Origin of the sequence: Corynebacterium sp. HMSC05C01, assembly GCF_001807155.1 — a bacterium.
In the GTDB taxonomy this organism is placed as follows: Bacteria; Actinomycetota; Actinomycetes; order Mycobacteriales; family Mycobacteriaceae; genus Corynebacterium; species Corynebacterium coyleae.
The window spans coordinates 1-15,988 of record NZ_KV787966.1 but is presented as its reverse complement, the minus strand read 5'-3'; the positions used below and the strand labels follow the sequence as shown (position 1 = coordinate 15,988).

The following is a 15,988-nucleotide window of genomic DNA, read 5'->3' as shown; positions in this document are numbered from 1 at the left end:
CTCAAACGGAACAAAACCTGGGACACTTCAGTTTTCTTTTCAGAAGATATCGGCCCCGTCCTTGCCCCTTAGTAGTGCTCCACCGCGTACATCACGACACCCTGGTACAGGTCACCGTCCACCGGCAACGAGTGTCCGACGAACTGCGAGCGAACCACCTCGAACACGTTGGAGGTTCCACGGTTCGAGAGCGCTTCGTCCAGTGACCGAGCGAGTTGCTCCTCAACGGTAGAGGCACCAGCGTGCATGAGCATTACATCGAGAAGGTCCTGGATACGACGTTCAACCGGCGACTCATCCTGGGGTTCTTCCGCACCACCGATGAGCGCGTCGTCCGGCACTGCGATCCCGCGCGCCTTGTCCTCCATCGCAGCAACGGCAAGACGAGACATTGCTGCGGTGAGAACGTTCAGCGCGTCTTCGCCACCGAGCATGAGGTTAGTGAACTGCTCGTGCTCAGCGTCGGCGCCCAAGATTGCGGAAAGCACTTTGTCGCGAAGTTTCGGTGACTTTGCCAACGCCTCCTGCGGGTTCTTGGTGGCAAGGGCTTCCACTTCTTCGTCGTTAGCTAACGCCTCCCACACGGCATGAACCATGCGGGTATTCGCCGAGTTGGACATGTCGATGCCTGCAGCGGAGAACAGCTCGTTGACCTGCTCCACTGCTTCGCGGAATGCGCCTTGGAGCGGATCCCCTGCCCCACCGGTAGAGACACGACCATCGAACCCTGGAACAGGGAGAGGTGCTCGCGAATCCTCGATGTTGAGTTTCAGCTCAACGCCTGTTTCGACGTCACCCATGACCGCGGTCTTCACTACCTCGACGCCGGTGACGTAGTCCTCCTCGCGGGCCTTCTTGCCAAGCTTGAGATTGCGCGCGAGCAGGTCAGCGAAGATTGCACGCTTGTGCAGGGTGATGTCTTGGAAGTCGATGAACTGGCTCAAGAAGTCCCACGCGTGAACGTATTTCACCAGGTTCGCACGGAAATCTGTGGCCACTGCTTCGTTGTCCTTGTCCCCGGAGATCAAAGCGCCTCCGTAGAACTCGGTCCACCGGGTAATGATCGGATCGATACCAATTCGAATCAGGCTGTCTTTCTTCTTCACATCGATGTCGCGATCCATCACCGTGTCGGCGATCGCTTCCATCTCGTCGGCGTCGTAGAACTGGGAGGTGTCCAGCACGCGAGCAAGGTCTGCAAGCACGTCCGGGTCTACCTCGGTGTCGATAGACGCCTGCGAGTAGTACGGCTGGAACGAGTGAAGAATCGTTTCGGGGTCATTGACGAAGTCGACCACAAAAGTCTTGGTCTTATTCTTCGACGGCATCGTCCTGTTCAGACGCGAGAGCGTCTGCACCGCCATCACACCGGACAGTGGCTTATCCACGTACATCGCTGACAGGCGAGGTTCGTCAAAGCCGGTCTGATACTTGTTGGCCACGATGAGGAACTTGTACGCCGCACCGTCGAACATTTTCGTCGTTTCCATGCGACGATGACCCTCAGGTGCGTTCTCGTTGTTGAGGGAGGATTCCGTAACGATCTCCTCGATGTCCTCATCCTTGGACACGTCGAGCGAACCAGAGAACGCCACAAGTGCTTCGAGCCCGTGGTATTTCGGGTTGGACTTGATTACGTCCTGAACCGCCCGGAACCAGGTGTATGCGCTCATGCGGTCGTCGCAAACGACCATTGCTTTCGCGGTCGATCCGAGCAGGAAGCGCACGTTGTTATTGAAGTGCTCGACGGCAACTTCGGCCTTGGAGTGGATCGTCTTCTCGTGGGAACGGACGAAGTGTTTGAGTGCAGATTTTGCCTCGCCAAGAATGACGTCGTCTTCGCGGCCAAGTTGGTCTTCGATCTTGGCGTAGAGCGACAGTGAGATGTAGTTCTGGAGCACATCCAGGATGAAGTTCTCGTCGATCGCCTGCGCCATGGAGTACAGGTCAAACGCCACGTACTTCTCCGGGTTGTCCGGGGACGGCTCGCCAAACACCGCAAGGGTCTTCGCTTTGGGCGTTGCGGTCAGCGCAACGAGAGTGACGTTCGACGACCGCGCGACCGCCGAGTCTCGCTGCTGCTGCAGACGGTCCTTTTCAGCACGCGTGAGTTCGCCGGAGGGAGTCGAACCGGCAATATCGCTGAGCGCTGCCCCACCATCGAGTGTCTCTTCGTCTTCAATATCCGCAGCCGCTCGCGTTGCTGCTTCCGCAAGCTCGTCAGGGGTGTCCGAAAGTGTCTCGAGCAGCGTGCGCGATGCCTTGCCGTGCTGGGACGAGTGCGCTTCGTCGATAATGACCAGCCAGCGGCGGTTTCGCAGTTTCGGCGAACGGTCAATCGTTTGCGCCAGCGCCGGGAAGGTCTGCAGCGTACAGGACAAAATACGCTTGCCCTGGGTGAGATAGTGGTTGAGTTTCTCCGACTTTGAGGTGTCATCGCTGGTGATGTTGATGACCATGCCTTCAGAGGCCTGAAGCAGCGAGAGTCCGTCCGCGACGTTCTTATCCAGCACGGTGCGATCCGTAACGACGATTACGCAATCGAAAAGCTTCGTACCGTCTTCATGGATCATCTTGTTGGCACGGTGCGCCAACCACGCAATCGTTTTCGTCTTACCGGAACCCGCAGAGTGTTGGATCAAATAGCGCCTGCCGGTGCCATTGGTTGCGACGTCGCTGGTGACACGCTCTACTGAACGCAACTGGTGGAAGCGCGGGAAGATCAGACGCCCCTCGTTTCCCTTCGTGGACGGCTCCCACAGCGCGTAATCCTTCAGGATGCGTAGCAACAGATCTGGCGAGCACACCCACTCCCACAGGTAGGAAACGTTGTACCCGTTGGGGTTGTCGGGATTGCCAGCGCGGCCTTCCTCGGTTCCCTGGTTGAACGGGAGGAAGACGGTATCGGTGCCGTTGAGTTCCGTGGTCATCATGACTTCACGAGAAGACACTGCGAAGTGGACGAGACAGCGGCCGGGATTAAGCAGCGGGCGCTCGGAGCGGTTCGGCTTGCGGTCGTACTTGTACTGCTTGACAGCATCATCAATCGACTGTGTGTTGTCAGTCTTGAGTTCCATCGTGATCACGGGGATGCCGTTGACCAGCAGCACAAGGTCAATCTCGCCAAAACCACCTTTTTCAAAGTGGACTTGCTGCAGCACGCGTAGGCGGTTTTCCTTCGCCTTGTCGATCACATCCGTCTTCGCCGGGTCATACGGGTAGAAGCCCGCCATGTCCGGGAAGTTCACAGTGCCGAGGTCTGTCTGCGTGAACGAGAACCCATCTCGAAGCGTGCCCAGAAGTCCGCCGTTGACCTTCTTGGTGATGCCATCAAGAATCGGCGTGTAGTCGAGTTCCTTGGTCAGACGCTTCAGCAGCCGGTGCTCGCGAGACTTTCGCTCTGTATCGTTCGCAGACTCAGGAATCGCCCGCTCGTATTGCTCCGGATACTGGGACTTTAGCCAGTGGAGTACGTCTTCGGGGAACAGTCCAAGTTCGGGGTCGAACCCCTTGTCGTTGGCACCCTCGTTCCAGATCCAACCTTGGCTGTTGAGAGATCGGCAGATGGTCAGTTCCATCGCTTCTTCAAGAATCGGGTTCACCATGATTAGACCTCTTTCCGCCCCGTTACGACTTCAGTGATCAGCGCAGTTTTGCGTGCTTTGAGGTTTTCGATGAGTTTGGTGGATTCCTCGATGAGGAAATTGGTATTTTCGAATTCACTGTCCAAACGATCCACGACTCGCTGTGCTTCGCTCTCGCTAAGCAACGGAACAGAAAAACTACCGACCTGATCAGTGCTTAAATGGGGCACGCTGATACCAGTAAAATCTGGTGTGATGTGATCTATGAAACGGGATGAACTTAGAGCATACGTGAACAAGCGGGTATAAGCGTCTGTACGCCCCTCAATCTTTAAAACTCGTTGCACGAGGTAACTTCCCTCAAATTCCTGCGGGATAGTAGCGACACGCACACCTGACTTGATGAATGGTCGATCCATCCCTAGTACGACATCACCTTCCCGAAGAACGAAACGCTCAGGAACTTCTATCGACCCATCGAAATACAGTGAGTCTGTTGGATCGATAATGCCAGGCTTGAGGTTCACACCTCGAAAAAGGAAAGTGCAATTCGGATCATCAGTGAACGACGTCGAGGGAAAAGCAAATCCTGGGACGAAGTCGGCTAAAAATTTTAGTGCAAGTCTAGGCACATTCTGATCAAAAATGCTGTCAATCAAGAGACGCTTTCTAATACCGAGTGAATTGACTAGTCCCTCAAACTCTTCGATCAGCGCGTCTATCTCGCTGATTTCCTTATCGAGATAGTCAGCGATACGGCGCTGGGTTTCGAGAGCTAAGTATGGAACCCTCTGCCTCCCGAGGTCCGAAGATGTCATACTGGGGATCGCAGTCTGTGTGGAAATTAAGTCAAACGGGATGGTCTGCGCCCAGTAATAGAGAAATTTTCCGTCATACCCACTCTTAGGTATCGCGTAATACATTGTGTCCACAGTCCAAAACTTCTCATTAACGTAGAGAGGCCTGTCCAGGGTTCCCTTGCGCCCAAAAAGTACTGCTTCCCCGTCGTACAGATAATGGTTGGCATGCCCAAACGCACCGCCTGACCCGTAAACTGGATACTGGCCTTCAGGATCAGCGACCTCGGCCCAGTCTTTCCCGTTTCTGAAATCAAAAGCAAGAAACGCTCTTACGTAATCGGTGAACTCAGTCATCGGCCCGCACCTCCCTGAACAGGTCGTAAATCCGGTTCAGAGACGCAGCAATATCTGCGTCCAATTCCTCCAAGGAGCGAGACTCCTCTGGCTTGTAAAACAGGCGCGTCAACGGCAACTCTGTCCCCACCTTCGCCAAGGACTCATCCCACTGCATATCCGGGACAAACGGGAGCACTTCACGCTCCATATGCTCGGAAACATCCTCTAGGTACGGCACACGCTCGATCACCTTGGTCGATGCATCTACGACCGGATTGCCCTTCTCGTCGAGAGAGGCTGGTGCGTTCTCATCTTCAACGGCAAGCGCTTTCATGATGTGCTTGAGCAACGGAGCGCCCATCTTCACACCATGTTCCTTAGCAGCAGTCTTCAGCGCCTTCGGGAGATCGTTGTACTCACGGCCTTCCATTTCGCGGATGACTGCTTCATGCTCCGGGAATGCGGACTTGTGCTTCATCGCTTCTGCCACAGTTTCATCCGTGACACTCACCGCGTAGTGCGCCAACTTAAACATCGGCACATCGCGGTAAGTCAGATCATCGGCAGTAACGATGATGGAGCGATCGTTTTCCTCGAAGTCTTTGTAGGTCTTCGTGATCTCGCGGATGTTGTCTTCCGTGAACTCGACGCGTTTATTACCCATCGACTTACGCATCGGTGCGCAAATCTCGGTGGCATCAATGAACTGGATCTTGCCACGGCGACGTGGCTCCTTGTTGCGATCAAGAATCCAGATGTAAGTGGCAATACCGGTGTTGTAGAACATGTCATTCGGCAGCGCGATGATCGCGTCCAGCACTTCAACGCCGCCTTGTGCACCGATCAAGTACTTGCGGATGCTGTCCGGACCGCTTTCCGCATCTCCGGTAAACAGTGGCGAGCCGTTAGTAACTACGGCGGCGCGTCCACCCTTCGTTGCGCCTTCTGCGGCAGCGAGTTTGTGCGCAATATGCATCAAGAACAGCATCTGTCCGTCGCTAACTGCGGGTAGCCCCTCCGCGAAACGTGGATCGCCCTGCTCCTGGAGCGCTTTGACGTCCTTCTGGAACGCCTTCCAGGAAGAGCCGTACGGCGGGTTCGCCATGATGTAGTCAAAGGTTTCATCGGCGAACTGATCGTTGGTCAGAGAGTTGCCGAACTTCAACACTTCTGGATTTTTAAACCCCTGCATGAGCAAGTCAGACTTGCCCATAGCGAAGGAAGATTCCTTGAGCTCTTGTCCTGCAACGACGATGTCAATACCTGGGTTGATAGCCCGGAGCGCATCACGTGCGGCAATGAGCATGCCGCACGTACCGGCGGTGGGGTCGTAGACGGAACGGATGATGCCGTCCTCTTCCAGTTCCGCGTCATCCGAGGTGAACAGGATGGACGTCATCAGGCGAATCGCGTCGCGCGGGGTATAGAACTCACCAGCGTCTTTCGCCTTTCGGGCAAACGAGCGATACATCAGGTTCTCGAAGATGTCGCCCATCGTCTGGTCTTGAAGCGCCTCGTCGGACATGTCGATGGACGCAAAGTGGTTCACCACATTCCAGAGTTGGTTATTACGGTCGAGGAAGTCGATGAGTTTCTCAAACTCGAACGCTTTCCAGATCTCTTGGATATTTGCAGAGAACGCCCTGAGGTACTGCTCCAGTCCTTCCTTCAACGTGTCGTCGGAAGTAGCCAGGCGCTCGAGAGACAACTCCGAGGTGTTCCAAAAGCGAAGCTTGAACATGCTCTCGATCATGAGGTTCACGATCGAAGGGTCTGTTCCCTTCACGTTCTCCCGGTGAACAAGATCCAAAACGTCTTTCTTCGTCGATTCCAGTCGCCCCTCGAGACGGCGCAGCACCGTGAACGGAATGATGTAGTCACCGTAATTCTCGGCTGGAACGATCAAGCGGAGGTAATCGTCGGCAGTCTGCCAAATGGCGGCATTGAGGCTGTTGAGCTTGGCAGTTTGCTTCGGCGTGATCGAATCGAGGATCTCTGAGGTGTCAGTCATCGTTGCTTCCTTATGAATCTGTAGACGCCTGATTGTCCCACAGGAATCACTCATTTTCAGGCAACAAATATTGGTGTTTCACCGCACGAGCGGGAGGTTTGCAGCGCAGTACCGCTAGCCAAACAAACCCCTGCACGCTCCCCCGTTGTACGCGTGAACACATTTCTCTTTACCTTCCTGCAAATCACAAATTAAGGCAGGCTTTGACTAGGCACGGGTAGTCGTCCTTCACGTGGCGTACGGGGATAAACCACAAAGCAAGAAGCGCAAGTGCGGCGATCACCCCAGCTGGAACGGAGTAGAACACGAGCCATCCGCCCACCCCAAACAGAATCCGCCCTACTGCAAAGAACGCCACCCCTAACAGGCTCAGGATAAGCGCCGCGACGGAGTTGATACGGACATTCCGGCAGTTCATGCACCACATCATACGGCGGAAGCCATGGGCTGTATCTCAATCAGCCAAAGTGACGAGGCAGCGAATGAGGCGCCTTAGAGCAGCACAACGATGACCACCAGCACTGTGATGGCAGCGTCCAGAAGTCCGACGATCTTCGGCGTCCATGGCTTCTCACGACGTGCGCCGGTGATCGGCATCAGCGTCGCCCGCGCGAGCAACACGACGGCCACGACGATGATCGCTGGGTGGAAAGGATGCCCGCCGGTTACGAGCACGGCGACGACGGCAGCGACAAGCACGACGACGTGATAGCTCACCGACCCGATGAACCAGGGCCTGGAGCCGCGTTCACGGATGAGCGTCTTCACGTAGGGCACAGTGCCGACGAAGTACGCCAGGTACACGGCAAATGCGGCCCACGCCTCCACATCCAGGCCTCCCCCGGCCCAGGCGGCCACCGGCAGGATGAGGCAGGCTGCTACGACAGTGGAAACACCCGACAACAGCGACCTCGGACGCCGCTTCCATGCCTCGAATACGGCTATGGCCACCAACGGTGCGAACGCCGGGACCCACATGAGAAGCCGCCAGTTGAAGATCAGCGTTGTCACACCCGCGACGGCCGCGAGCGACCCGTAGACCACGACCGGGGGCCGGTTGCGTTCGCGGAAGCGCGAGCGGATCCAGACGCTGCCGGCGAAAAACGTGAAATAGCCGAGCCACCAGGTCAGCAACAGGGGAATCGCAGTCCACGACGGCGCCAGGATGACACCAGTAATAGCGGGGACGGTGACCATAAACCAGGCGCCGTGTTGGTCGGGCACCCAACCGGGTGAGCGTCGGCGTGTGCGGGGGTTGCGCGACACGCTACGCTGCGCCTGGCTCTTCGACATGTTTTCACCCTACTGATGCGAATCCGTGATGGGCAATTGGCGTGGTCTTTTCCGTCGATTCGAAGCACCCGGCGCCGTCGCGCGCTTCAGGCCAATCGCGTTCTAAAAACCACAAAGCCCCGACCCAAAGTGGATGAGACGAGGTGGCAGGCCTAGCGTTAGTCCTATGACGTTGCCAAAGTTCGGTCCCGCTTGGGCCGGCGCTTTAATGGGAACCTCGATTGCGTCGAGTTTGACTGGGTTACATGGATTTCATGTAGCCCAGCTCGTGTTTGCGCTCATCGCGGCGGGGCTCCTCGTTGTGTTCACGGTCGGCGTGCGCAATGAGCCGCCGCGGCACCAGAACATGGCGGCGTGGGGCATGTATTCGATGGGGCTGCTCGCGTGCGGCTCGGCGTGGACGGCACACACGGGCAACGATGCGTTCCAGCTGTTCAGCTGGTGGATCGGCGCGCCACTGGCCATCATCGTGTGCTTGTGGCAACTCTGGGGTTTGTGGAAGCAGTCCGCGCACTACACCGAGCCTGCGTTCCCGTGGGGCTTGGCGCTCGTGTCCCCGATGGTCGCTGCGACATCCGGCGGGCAGCTGGCCACCCATCACGGCGAGTTTTATCACTACGCGGGTGAGCTGTGCTTCTTCCTCACGTTCTTCACCGCGATCCCGCTTTTCCTCTACTGCTACTGGTCCGGCACGCGCCCGCGTGGCGCCGCCGCGGGTACAGCGTGGATTCCCCTCGGTGTTATTGGCCAGTCGACGGCAGCATCGACATTGCTTTTCGACGCCCACCTGTACGGCCTCATCATGTTCACCCTCGGCGCACCGTGTGTCCTCTACGCCATGTACTGCTTCTACGAGGCTGTCCTCCACTGGGCGCCCTACGGCCCTGGTTGGTGGGGCTCTACCTTCCCCGTGGGCACTCTGTGCTTGGGTGCTTGGGACGAAGGCTGGCACGCACTTTCCTTGGCGCTCCTCGTGCTCTTGCTCCTCCACTGGGGTGTCTGCGCGGTGCGCTTTGGCTCCTGGGAACTAAGCCAATCTGGCGCTAGATGAACTAGCTATCCGCGCTTCTCCGATGCCGTCGTCGTGGCGGTCCACGACTCGGCATAGGGGCCGCCCTTCGCCAGCAATTCATCGTGCGTGCCCCGTTCTGCGACCGTCCCGTCCTCCGAAAGCACGACGATGAGGTCGGCATCGCGGATGGTGTGCAGGCGATGGGCGACGACGATCACAGTGTGATCGCCGCGCAACGCCTCCATCGTGCCGACGATCGCCCGCTCAGTGGCCGCATCCAGCGAGGACGTCGGCTCGTCGAGAAGCACCACCGGGGAATCCTTCAGAAGCGCCCGGGCGATGGCGAGGCGCTGCCGCTCACCTCCCGACAGCAGCGTCCCCTCTTCCCCCACTGGGGTATCCCACCCGGAAGGCAGCAGCTCCACGATGCGGTCCACCCCGGAACGCCGGGCGGCCTCGCGCAAGCGGTCCCCGTCACCGGGCCTGGAACCGAATCCGGGGTCGGCGAAGACCACGTTGTCCCGCACGGACGCGTCGAAAAGGAACGTCTCCTGGAACACCGGGGTCACCAGCGAGTTCACGCCGTCGGTGCCGATCCGAGGCAAGGGCACCCCGCCGATGAGGATCTCCCCCGAGTCCGGATCATGAAAACGCGACAGCAGCCGCATGACCGTCGTCTTGCCCGACCCCGACGGTCCCACTACGGCAACCAGCGCTCCCTGAGGTGCACGGAAGCTGACGCCGTCGAGAACCTTCTTATCTCCGTACCCGAAGCTCACGCCGCGGAACTCCACGTCATACCCGTCGGGCAGCTCCGGTGCGGCAGGTTCGGGAAGAGCGGGGATTGCCCGCAGGTCACGCAACGCAGCCAACGTGTTGCGGCCCGCACCGAAACCGCCGGACAACGCTCCCGCCGTGGTGATCGGTCCGGTGAACTGGACGAGCACGATGAGTATCGGCGCCAAATGCGCCGGCGCCATCCCGCCCGTCGCGGCGACTGCCACGGCGACGATCACCGCCGCCGTGAACACTGCATGGACGACCGAACCCAACCGTCCGATGGCCGCCCCCTGCGTCGACGTCGCCTTCGCGAACGCATCGTGCTGGGCCTGGATAGCCTCATCCACCATCGCGTCCGCCGCCGAACCGTCGCCCGCGGCGCGAATCGCCTGCTGGCCACGGGTGAACTCGATCAGCCTGCTGGAGACGGCAGCGACGGCCTCAGCATGCGCTTCGTCCGACTCCCCGCCGACCCGGCCAATGGCCCGGTAGGCGAAGAAGAGCACCGGCGCCGACGCGACAAGAACCAAACCGACGCGCCAATCCACCGCCAGAATTCCGAAGGCGATGACGGTCGGCGTAACCACCGCGGCGATGACGGGCCGCAGGATCACGTGCGGCACGGACGCCGCGAACGCGATACCCGACGACGCCATCTCCGAAAAGCGGCCGGCCGTGGACTTGGTGACGTACCCGAGTGGCAACGTCAGCACGCGTTCGCCCAGGGAATGCAGCAGGGACGACAGCACCGCTGCGGAATTCGCCCTGCCGACTGTCCCCGCGGCGAGGGACAGCACCGCATGGGCGGCCGCGAGGCCGGCGATGACGCCGGTGAAACGCCACGCCGTCGCATCATCTCCCTCGGCCAGAGCCGACAGCAGCGGCAGCAGCGCGACGAACGCCGCTCCCTGGGCCAGCGCGGCAAGCGTGGCCAACGCAATGAGCCACACCAGCGTCATTCTCGAGCGCCGATCCGTCATCGACCACAAGTCTCGAATCATCGGTTCCCCACCTTTTCATCGTCTGATTCAGCGCCCCGCGGGGCGGATGGTTCGTCGTCGAGCGTGAACGCGCGCCACAAATCCCGGTAGCGGCCACCGCGCGCGAGCAACTCGTCGTGGGTACCCGCCTCCGCGACCGCTCCCCCATCGAGAACGAGGATGCGGTCGGCGTTGCGGATCGTGCTCAACCTGTGCGCGATCACAATCACCGTCCGCGAACGGGCCAAACGCTCGATTGCGGACTGGATGAGGGCCTCGGAAGCCGGATCCGCGTAAGCGGTTGCCTCGTCGAAGATGAGCACCGGCGCGTCCGTGACGATCGACCTCGCGATGGCTACGCGCTGCGCCTCACCACCGGAAAAGGTCACGTCGACGTTGACCACCGAATCCAGGCGCTTCGGCAGCGCCGCAATGACCGCATCGAGGTTCGCGAGCTTCGCGGCCGCCATGATTTCGTCGTCGGTGGCGTCTCTCCTGGCCAGCCGGATGTTCTCCCGCAACGGCAGCGTGAACAACTGCGGATCTTGGAACACCACCGACACCGAGCGGTGCACGTCGCGCACGGCAATGTCGCGAAGATCGACGCCGCCCAGCAGCACCGAGCCTTCAGCAGGGTCGTGGAAACGCGCCAACAGCCGGGCGACGGTGGACTTTCCGGAACCGGAGGACCCCACCAGCGCAGTGAGGGTCCCTGGTTCGAACGTCGCGGACATCCCGTCGAGGACCCGCGGCCCATCGCCGTAGGAGAAGACCAGGTTCCGGACCTCGAGCGCGCCTCCGCGCGCGGGCACCGGATCGGCGGGCTCGGCGATCGGCGGCGTGCTCAGTACCTCCGCGATGGACTTCAGGGCAGCGATCCCCGCGATGATGGGTTCGGAGTTCATGGCCACCCGCACGATCGCCGCGGAGAGTCCAAGGCTGAGAACCAGCCCGGCGACGAGACCCTCCGGTATGCCGCCCGCGGCGTCCCTCAGAGCGAGGCCGGCCCCGCACACCACTGCGAGAACTGTGGTCGGGGACGTCACCACGTCGATGAGCCCGAGATAGATGTTCGACTGCCGGGACCAGGCGGACCACGCGCGGACGAACGACAACGCCGCGGCATCGTAGCGACCCGCGCCCTGGTTAGCGCGCCCGAAGGACTTCATCACCGGGATACCGCGCACCAGCTCGATGACCGCGGCCGTCACTCCTTCGGAGGCTCGCTCGTAGTCGCGCTGAAGAGCGGCTCCGCGCGAAATCATCACGCCCATCAGGGCGAAGGTGACCAGCACCGGGACGACCGCCACCACCGCGATCCGCCAATCCACCACGACGAGCGCGATGAGGGAAAGCAGGGGAACCAGCACCGCCACCACGGTCTCACCGACGGTGTGGCCCATGAGCTGGTGGACAGCCGCGACGTCCTTCTCAACCGACTCGATGATTCCCGACGAGCGCCGGGCGTCCAGCCAGCCCAGCGGCAACTTCCGGATTTGGGCGACCAGCCGGCGCCGGAGGTGGAGCTGCAGGTCGTTATCCGCCCGGTGCGAGAGCATGCCGGCGGCGCCGTCTGCGGCCATGCGCACCGTTGCGGCGACGACGATGACAGCCACGGCCAACCACGTCCGATGCTCCGGGGCCTCCGGGTACGTCATCGCGATGTCGATGATGCCGACCAGCGAAGCGACGGTAGCCACCGACGACAGGACAGATAACGCGACCACCGCCCGCATCCGGGTCCGAATCGGGGCGAGCAGCGACCACGGGCCTACGGTCCCGTCCACAGCGCTCACTTGCCCGCCTCCCCGATCGCGCTTTTCTTCGTGAGAGTGCAGAAGTACACCATGCCGACGTGTGAGGCTCCGCCCAGCTTCAACCCGTTGGCTTCGGCGAGGTCCTCGACCTCGCTGCCCGGCGACCCTGCCGAGCGGCGCGAGGACGTCGGCGACGTGGAATTCCGTCCGGCCCCGAGCCCTTCGACGGCGGCGTCCATCGGTTCACGCGCATAGCGGCTGAGGAACCTCGGCTGGACCTTGTCCTCGTAGGCCGAGAGGAGTCTGAGGTTGTTCTGGACGATCTGGGCAATCGACTTCATCTGGTTCTGTCTCCGGGTGTGTGGGCCGCGTCCACGCGGCGGTTTCGGGTTAGGTGATCGGGTTCGCGGGCCGTCGTCGGCGGTGCCGCCCCCTCTCGGCCGACTCGTCGACTCATTGGTCGCTGTGGTGGGTTCATCAGTCACAAGCGGCACTGTGTTGCCCTCTCAGAAGATAATAACCATTATTACGTTAGGTTAGCCTAACCTCGCATGCGACTCAAGCCCCGTCTCGTGCGTTTGATAGACATTGCTGAAACCGAGATCGCGCAAAACCAGCACACCATTGAGTGACGCGTGGACGAAGACTCAGGATGGGCGCAAGAATCCGCAGGCGTTTTTAACAATCTTCTCGGTGAATCAGCCTGTAAATCCGGGGAATCCCCGTACTCAGGGGACGATCACTACCCCGCTGGAGTGGGAGCAGAAGGCTTCTCCGGATAAGCGCTCTGGTAATGGCCCGAAACCGAAGGTGCGGGCGTGTCCCAAAATGGCACGGCTATGGATCCGGCGCTCGGTCAAGGGGTTCCAGCGCCCTTTCACCGCCATCGACCATAAAGAAGCCAGCTAGGGAGAGAAACACCATGACCGCGATGAAGGCCCAGGATTCGCGCCATCCGAAGGCTTTGTATTGCCTTGTCTCTGGGCCTGTCTCTGGGCCTGTCTCCGGGCTTTCCGTCACACTGCTCATCCTCTTGCAACAGCACATCCCCCCTCGCTCATGATCAGAAACAGCCTATAGTTGACGTGTCACAAACTTTTCACGCGATAAGGGAGGACACGATGACTACAGACGCACAGAAGGACTGGGCAGGCGATGCCCAGAACGCCTCAACAGACGGCGAGTTCAAGCGGGATACGAACTATATCGGTGACCGCATTGTGTCGTCGATAAGCAATGAAGCTTCGCACTGGCCCGTGCAGCCGCACCGCTACCGTCTCATCGCCGCACGTGCCTGCCCATGGGCGCATCGCGCTGTCATCGTGCGGCGCCTGATGGGGCTGGAAGATGTGATCTCCTTGGGCCTGGCTGGCCCGACTCACGACAAGCGCTCCTGGACCTTCGACTTGGATCCGGGCGGCGTGGACCCCGTGCTACAGATCCCCCGCCTGCAGGATGCATACTTCGCACGCTTTCCCGACTACCCGCGCGGCATCACCGTGCCGACAATCGTGGAAGAAGCAAGCGGCAAGGTGGTGACGAACGATTACAACTCCATGGTCCGCGACTTCCAAACCGAGTGGACCGCCTACCACCGCCCCGGCGCCCCGAACCTGCTGCCACCGGAAGAGCTGCGCGAAGAGGCGGAGGCGATCAACGACTTCCTCTTCCGCAAGTTCAACAACGGCGTGTACCGCGCCGGATTCTCAGCCTCCCAAGACGCCTACGAAGAAGCCTACGACGACGTGTTTGAGGTCCTCGACTGGCTCGAAGACCGCCTAGCCAACCACCGCTTCATCATGGGCGAACACATCACAGAGACCGACATCCGCGCCTACACCACCCTCATCCGCTTCGATGCCGTCTACCACGGCCACTTCAAGACGAACCGCAACAAGATCACCGAACTCCCAAACGTCTACGGCTACCTCCGCGAGCTGTTTCAAACCCCCGGCTTCGGCGACACCACCGACTTCACGGAGATCAAACAGCACTACTACATCGTCCACCGCGAAGTGAACCCCACCCGGATCGTCCCCTCCGGGCCCGACCTTTCCGGCCTCACCCAACCCCACGGCCGCGACCATCTCCCGGGCTCCCCCTTCGCCGCAGGCACCACCCTCCCCGGCCCACTGCCCGAATCCGAGAAGCTGAAGAACCCCACGGATTTCCAACGGGAGCTCTTCGGGCTGGAGTAGGTCTTCTGGGGGTAAGGGCCAGAAAGTGTGTCTGGGATCGGGGATTTTTAGGTTCTGACCTGTAGGGTAGCGTGAAATATATGCTTTGGGAGCATATATCTGGCCTCAACACGGTGAATCCCCGGTGTGGCTGCCAGTCTGTGGTAGTAGGCGGTGGTGTGGTGGCTCAATGCCAAAGAACCGACCACGCTGCTACTGCGGCGGTGATACCAAACGCAATGGAACAACCAGCAAAGGCACTACCCGATGGGCGATGTAAGGCCGTGGAGCCTCAGTCAATAAAAGTCGGCCAGATGTCACAGTAGCAGACCACCAGCCCCGTTAGACCCCATGCGTAGCTGTATCCCCACTATGCACAGTCTTTCACTTGCACACTTGGCAAGCATTAGACTTGCAATTAAGGCAAGTATTACACTTGCCTTAATTGCAAGCCAGTGAAGTTGACGTTAGGGAGAAGAACGATGAGCGACGACCTTAAGATCATTCACGACGTTCAAAAGCGCACCACGTGGACGCAGAGCTGGTGGGCGGTGGCGATAGTGGCGCTTGGCGCCGGCGGCGGTATCGCGCTATTCAAGCTGTCATGGTGGTACGGCCTCGCGGTTCTTGTACCGACGTTCGTTCTGGGCTATCTCCTCAAAGATAAGATTGCGAACCCCTTCGTTCGGGTCAATCCCAATATGGGGCCGAGTAATGATCGCGCCACCTGGTCACGAGTACTGCTGCCAGGTGCCATGATGTTCTCCACCGTGCCGACGCCTGATACTTGGCCGTGGATGATTGTCTGCGGCGTCGTTGTTTCTACGGCGACGGCATGGATGTTGTATGAGAACCGCAACGCCGCCGTAAAGGGCGTCAATGTCTAAGGATCCTTCACCACGCCCAGCAAAGCTGGATCCGGTCATCCACCCCATCAATCGGCTTAAAATTTGTGCCACGCTGTTCCATTCAGGCGCAACCGGCGGCAGGCAGATGAAATACGCCGTGCTTGCAGAGCTCACCGAGCTTCCTGCCGATACGCTTTCCAAGCAGTTGAAACATCTTGAGGACAGCGGCTATATCAGCCGCACCCGCGAATATGGCTCCACGCGCGCGAAAGACGCCGTCTGGGTCGCGTTGACCCAGACTGGAACAGAAGCCTATGCACAGCACGTTGCGGCGCTTAAAGCCATGACAGAGGGCTCATAGATTGGGTCAAGTCCCGTGAAGTGGTGTAGCCGTTTGTGCTTTCGGCTCG

Annotated in this window: 12 protein-coding genes; 4 read left to right on the top strand and 8 right to left on the bottom strand. The window is 59.7% G+C overall.

Annotation, left to right across the window (positions count from 1 at the left end; all coding sequences use genetic code 11):
* Positions 1-68: 68 nt before the first annotated feature.
* From HMPREF3145_RS07900 to HMPREF3145_RS07880, 5 genes are all read right to left on the bottom strand, one after another.
* Entirely contained in the window at positions 69-3,605 is a 3,537-nt protein-coding gene (locus tag HMPREF3145_RS07900; RefSeq protein WP_070422694.1) for a type I restriction endonuclease, read from the bottom strand.
* 2 nt (positions 3,606-3,607) lie between these two features.
* Entirely contained in the window at positions 3,608-4,738 is a 1,131-nt protein-coding gene (locus tag HMPREF3145_RS07895; protein WP_070422693.1) for a restriction endonuclease subunit S, read from the bottom strand.
* Positions 4,731-6,731, bottom strand: a complete 2,001-nt coding sequence (locus HMPREF3145_RS07890; protein ID WP_070422692.1) for a type I restriction-modification system subunit M — start codon at positions 6,729-6,731, stop codon at positions 4,731-4,733. The genes HMPREF3145_RS07895 and HMPREF3145_RS07890 overlap by 8 nt, the downstream gene beginning before the upstream one ends.
* Before the next feature lie 184 nt (positions 6,732-6,915).
* Positions 6,916-7,149, bottom strand: coding sequence for a hypothetical protein (locus HMPREF3145_RS07885; RefSeq protein WP_141740848.1), 234 nt, complete (start codon positions 7,147-7,149; stop codon positions 6,916-6,918).
* Positions 7,150-7,223: 74 nt separating this feature from the next.
* Positions 7,224-8,024, bottom strand: a complete 801-nt coding sequence (locus tag HMPREF3145_RS07880; RefSeq protein ID WP_371325702.1) for a YwiC-like family protein — start codon at positions 8,022-8,024, stop codon at positions 7,224-7,226.
* Positions 8,025-8,157: 133 nt separating this feature from the next.
* Here HMPREF3145_RS07880 and HMPREF3145_RS07875 point away from each other — a divergent pair, with 133 nt between their 5' ends.
* Positions 8,158-9,075: an SLAC1 family transporter gene (locus tag HMPREF3145_RS07875; RefSeq protein WP_371325701.1), complete on the top strand. Its 918-nt coding sequence runs from the start codon at positions 8,158-8,160 to the stop codon at positions 9,073-9,075.
* A gap of 5 nt (positions 9,076-9,080) precedes the next feature.
* On the opposite strand, the gene HMPREF3145_RS07870 is transcribed toward HMPREF3145_RS07875, so the two are convergent.
* Genes HMPREF3145_RS07870 through HMPREF3145_RS07860 form a run of 3 tightly spaced genes read right to left on the bottom strand, consistent with a single transcriptional unit; the run spans position 9,081 to position 12,894 of the window.
* Positions 9,081-10,817: an ABC transporter ATP-binding protein gene (locus HMPREF3145_RS07870; protein ID WP_070422689.1), complete on the bottom strand. Its 1,737-nt coding sequence runs from the start codon at positions 10,815-10,817 to the stop codon at positions 9,081-9,083.
* Positions 10,814-12,592 carry an ABC transporter ATP-binding protein gene (locus HMPREF3145_RS07865; protein ID WP_070422688.1) on the bottom strand — a complete coding sequence of 593 codons (1,779 nt, stop codon included), beginning with the start codon at positions 12,590-12,592 and terminating at the stop codon, positions 10,814-10,816. The genes HMPREF3145_RS07870 and HMPREF3145_RS07865 overlap by 4 nt, the downstream gene beginning before the upstream one ends.
* The gene (locus HMPREF3145_RS07860; RefSeq protein WP_070422687.1) at positions 12,589-12,894 is read right to left on the bottom strand and encodes a hypothetical protein; all 306 of its coding nucleotides are present in this window, start codon (positions 12,892-12,894) and stop codon (positions 12,589-12,591) included. Before HMPREF3145_RS07860 ends, HMPREF3145_RS07865 begins: the two co-directional genes overlap by 4 nt.
* A 780-nt stretch (positions 12,895-13,674) precedes the next feature.
* Between HMPREF3145_RS07860 and HMPREF3145_RS07855 the strand changes: the two genes are divergently transcribed.
* The 3 genes from HMPREF3145_RS07855 (at position 13,675) to HMPREF3145_RS07845 (ending at position 15,939) form a co-directional block, all read left to right on the top strand.
* The gene (locus HMPREF3145_RS07855) at positions 13,675-14,751 is read left to right on the top strand and encodes a glutathione S-transferase family protein (protein ID WP_070422686.1); all 1,077 of its coding nucleotides are present in this window, start codon (positions 13,675-13,677) and stop codon (positions 14,749-14,751) included.
* A gap of 461 nt (positions 14,752-15,212) precedes the next feature.
* Positions 15,213-15,617, top strand: a complete 405-nt coding sequence (locus HMPREF3145_RS07850) for a hypothetical protein (RefSeq protein ID WP_070422685.1) — start codon at positions 15,213-15,215, stop codon at positions 15,615-15,617.
* The gene (locus HMPREF3145_RS07845; RefSeq protein ID WP_070422684.1) at positions 15,610-15,939 is read left to right on the top strand and encodes a transcriptional regulator; all 330 of its coding nucleotides are present in this window, start codon (positions 15,610-15,612) and stop codon (positions 15,937-15,939) included. Before HMPREF3145_RS07850 ends, HMPREF3145_RS07845 begins: the two co-directional genes overlap by 8 nt.
* The last annotated feature ends 49 nt before the right edge of the window (positions 15,940-15,988 follow it).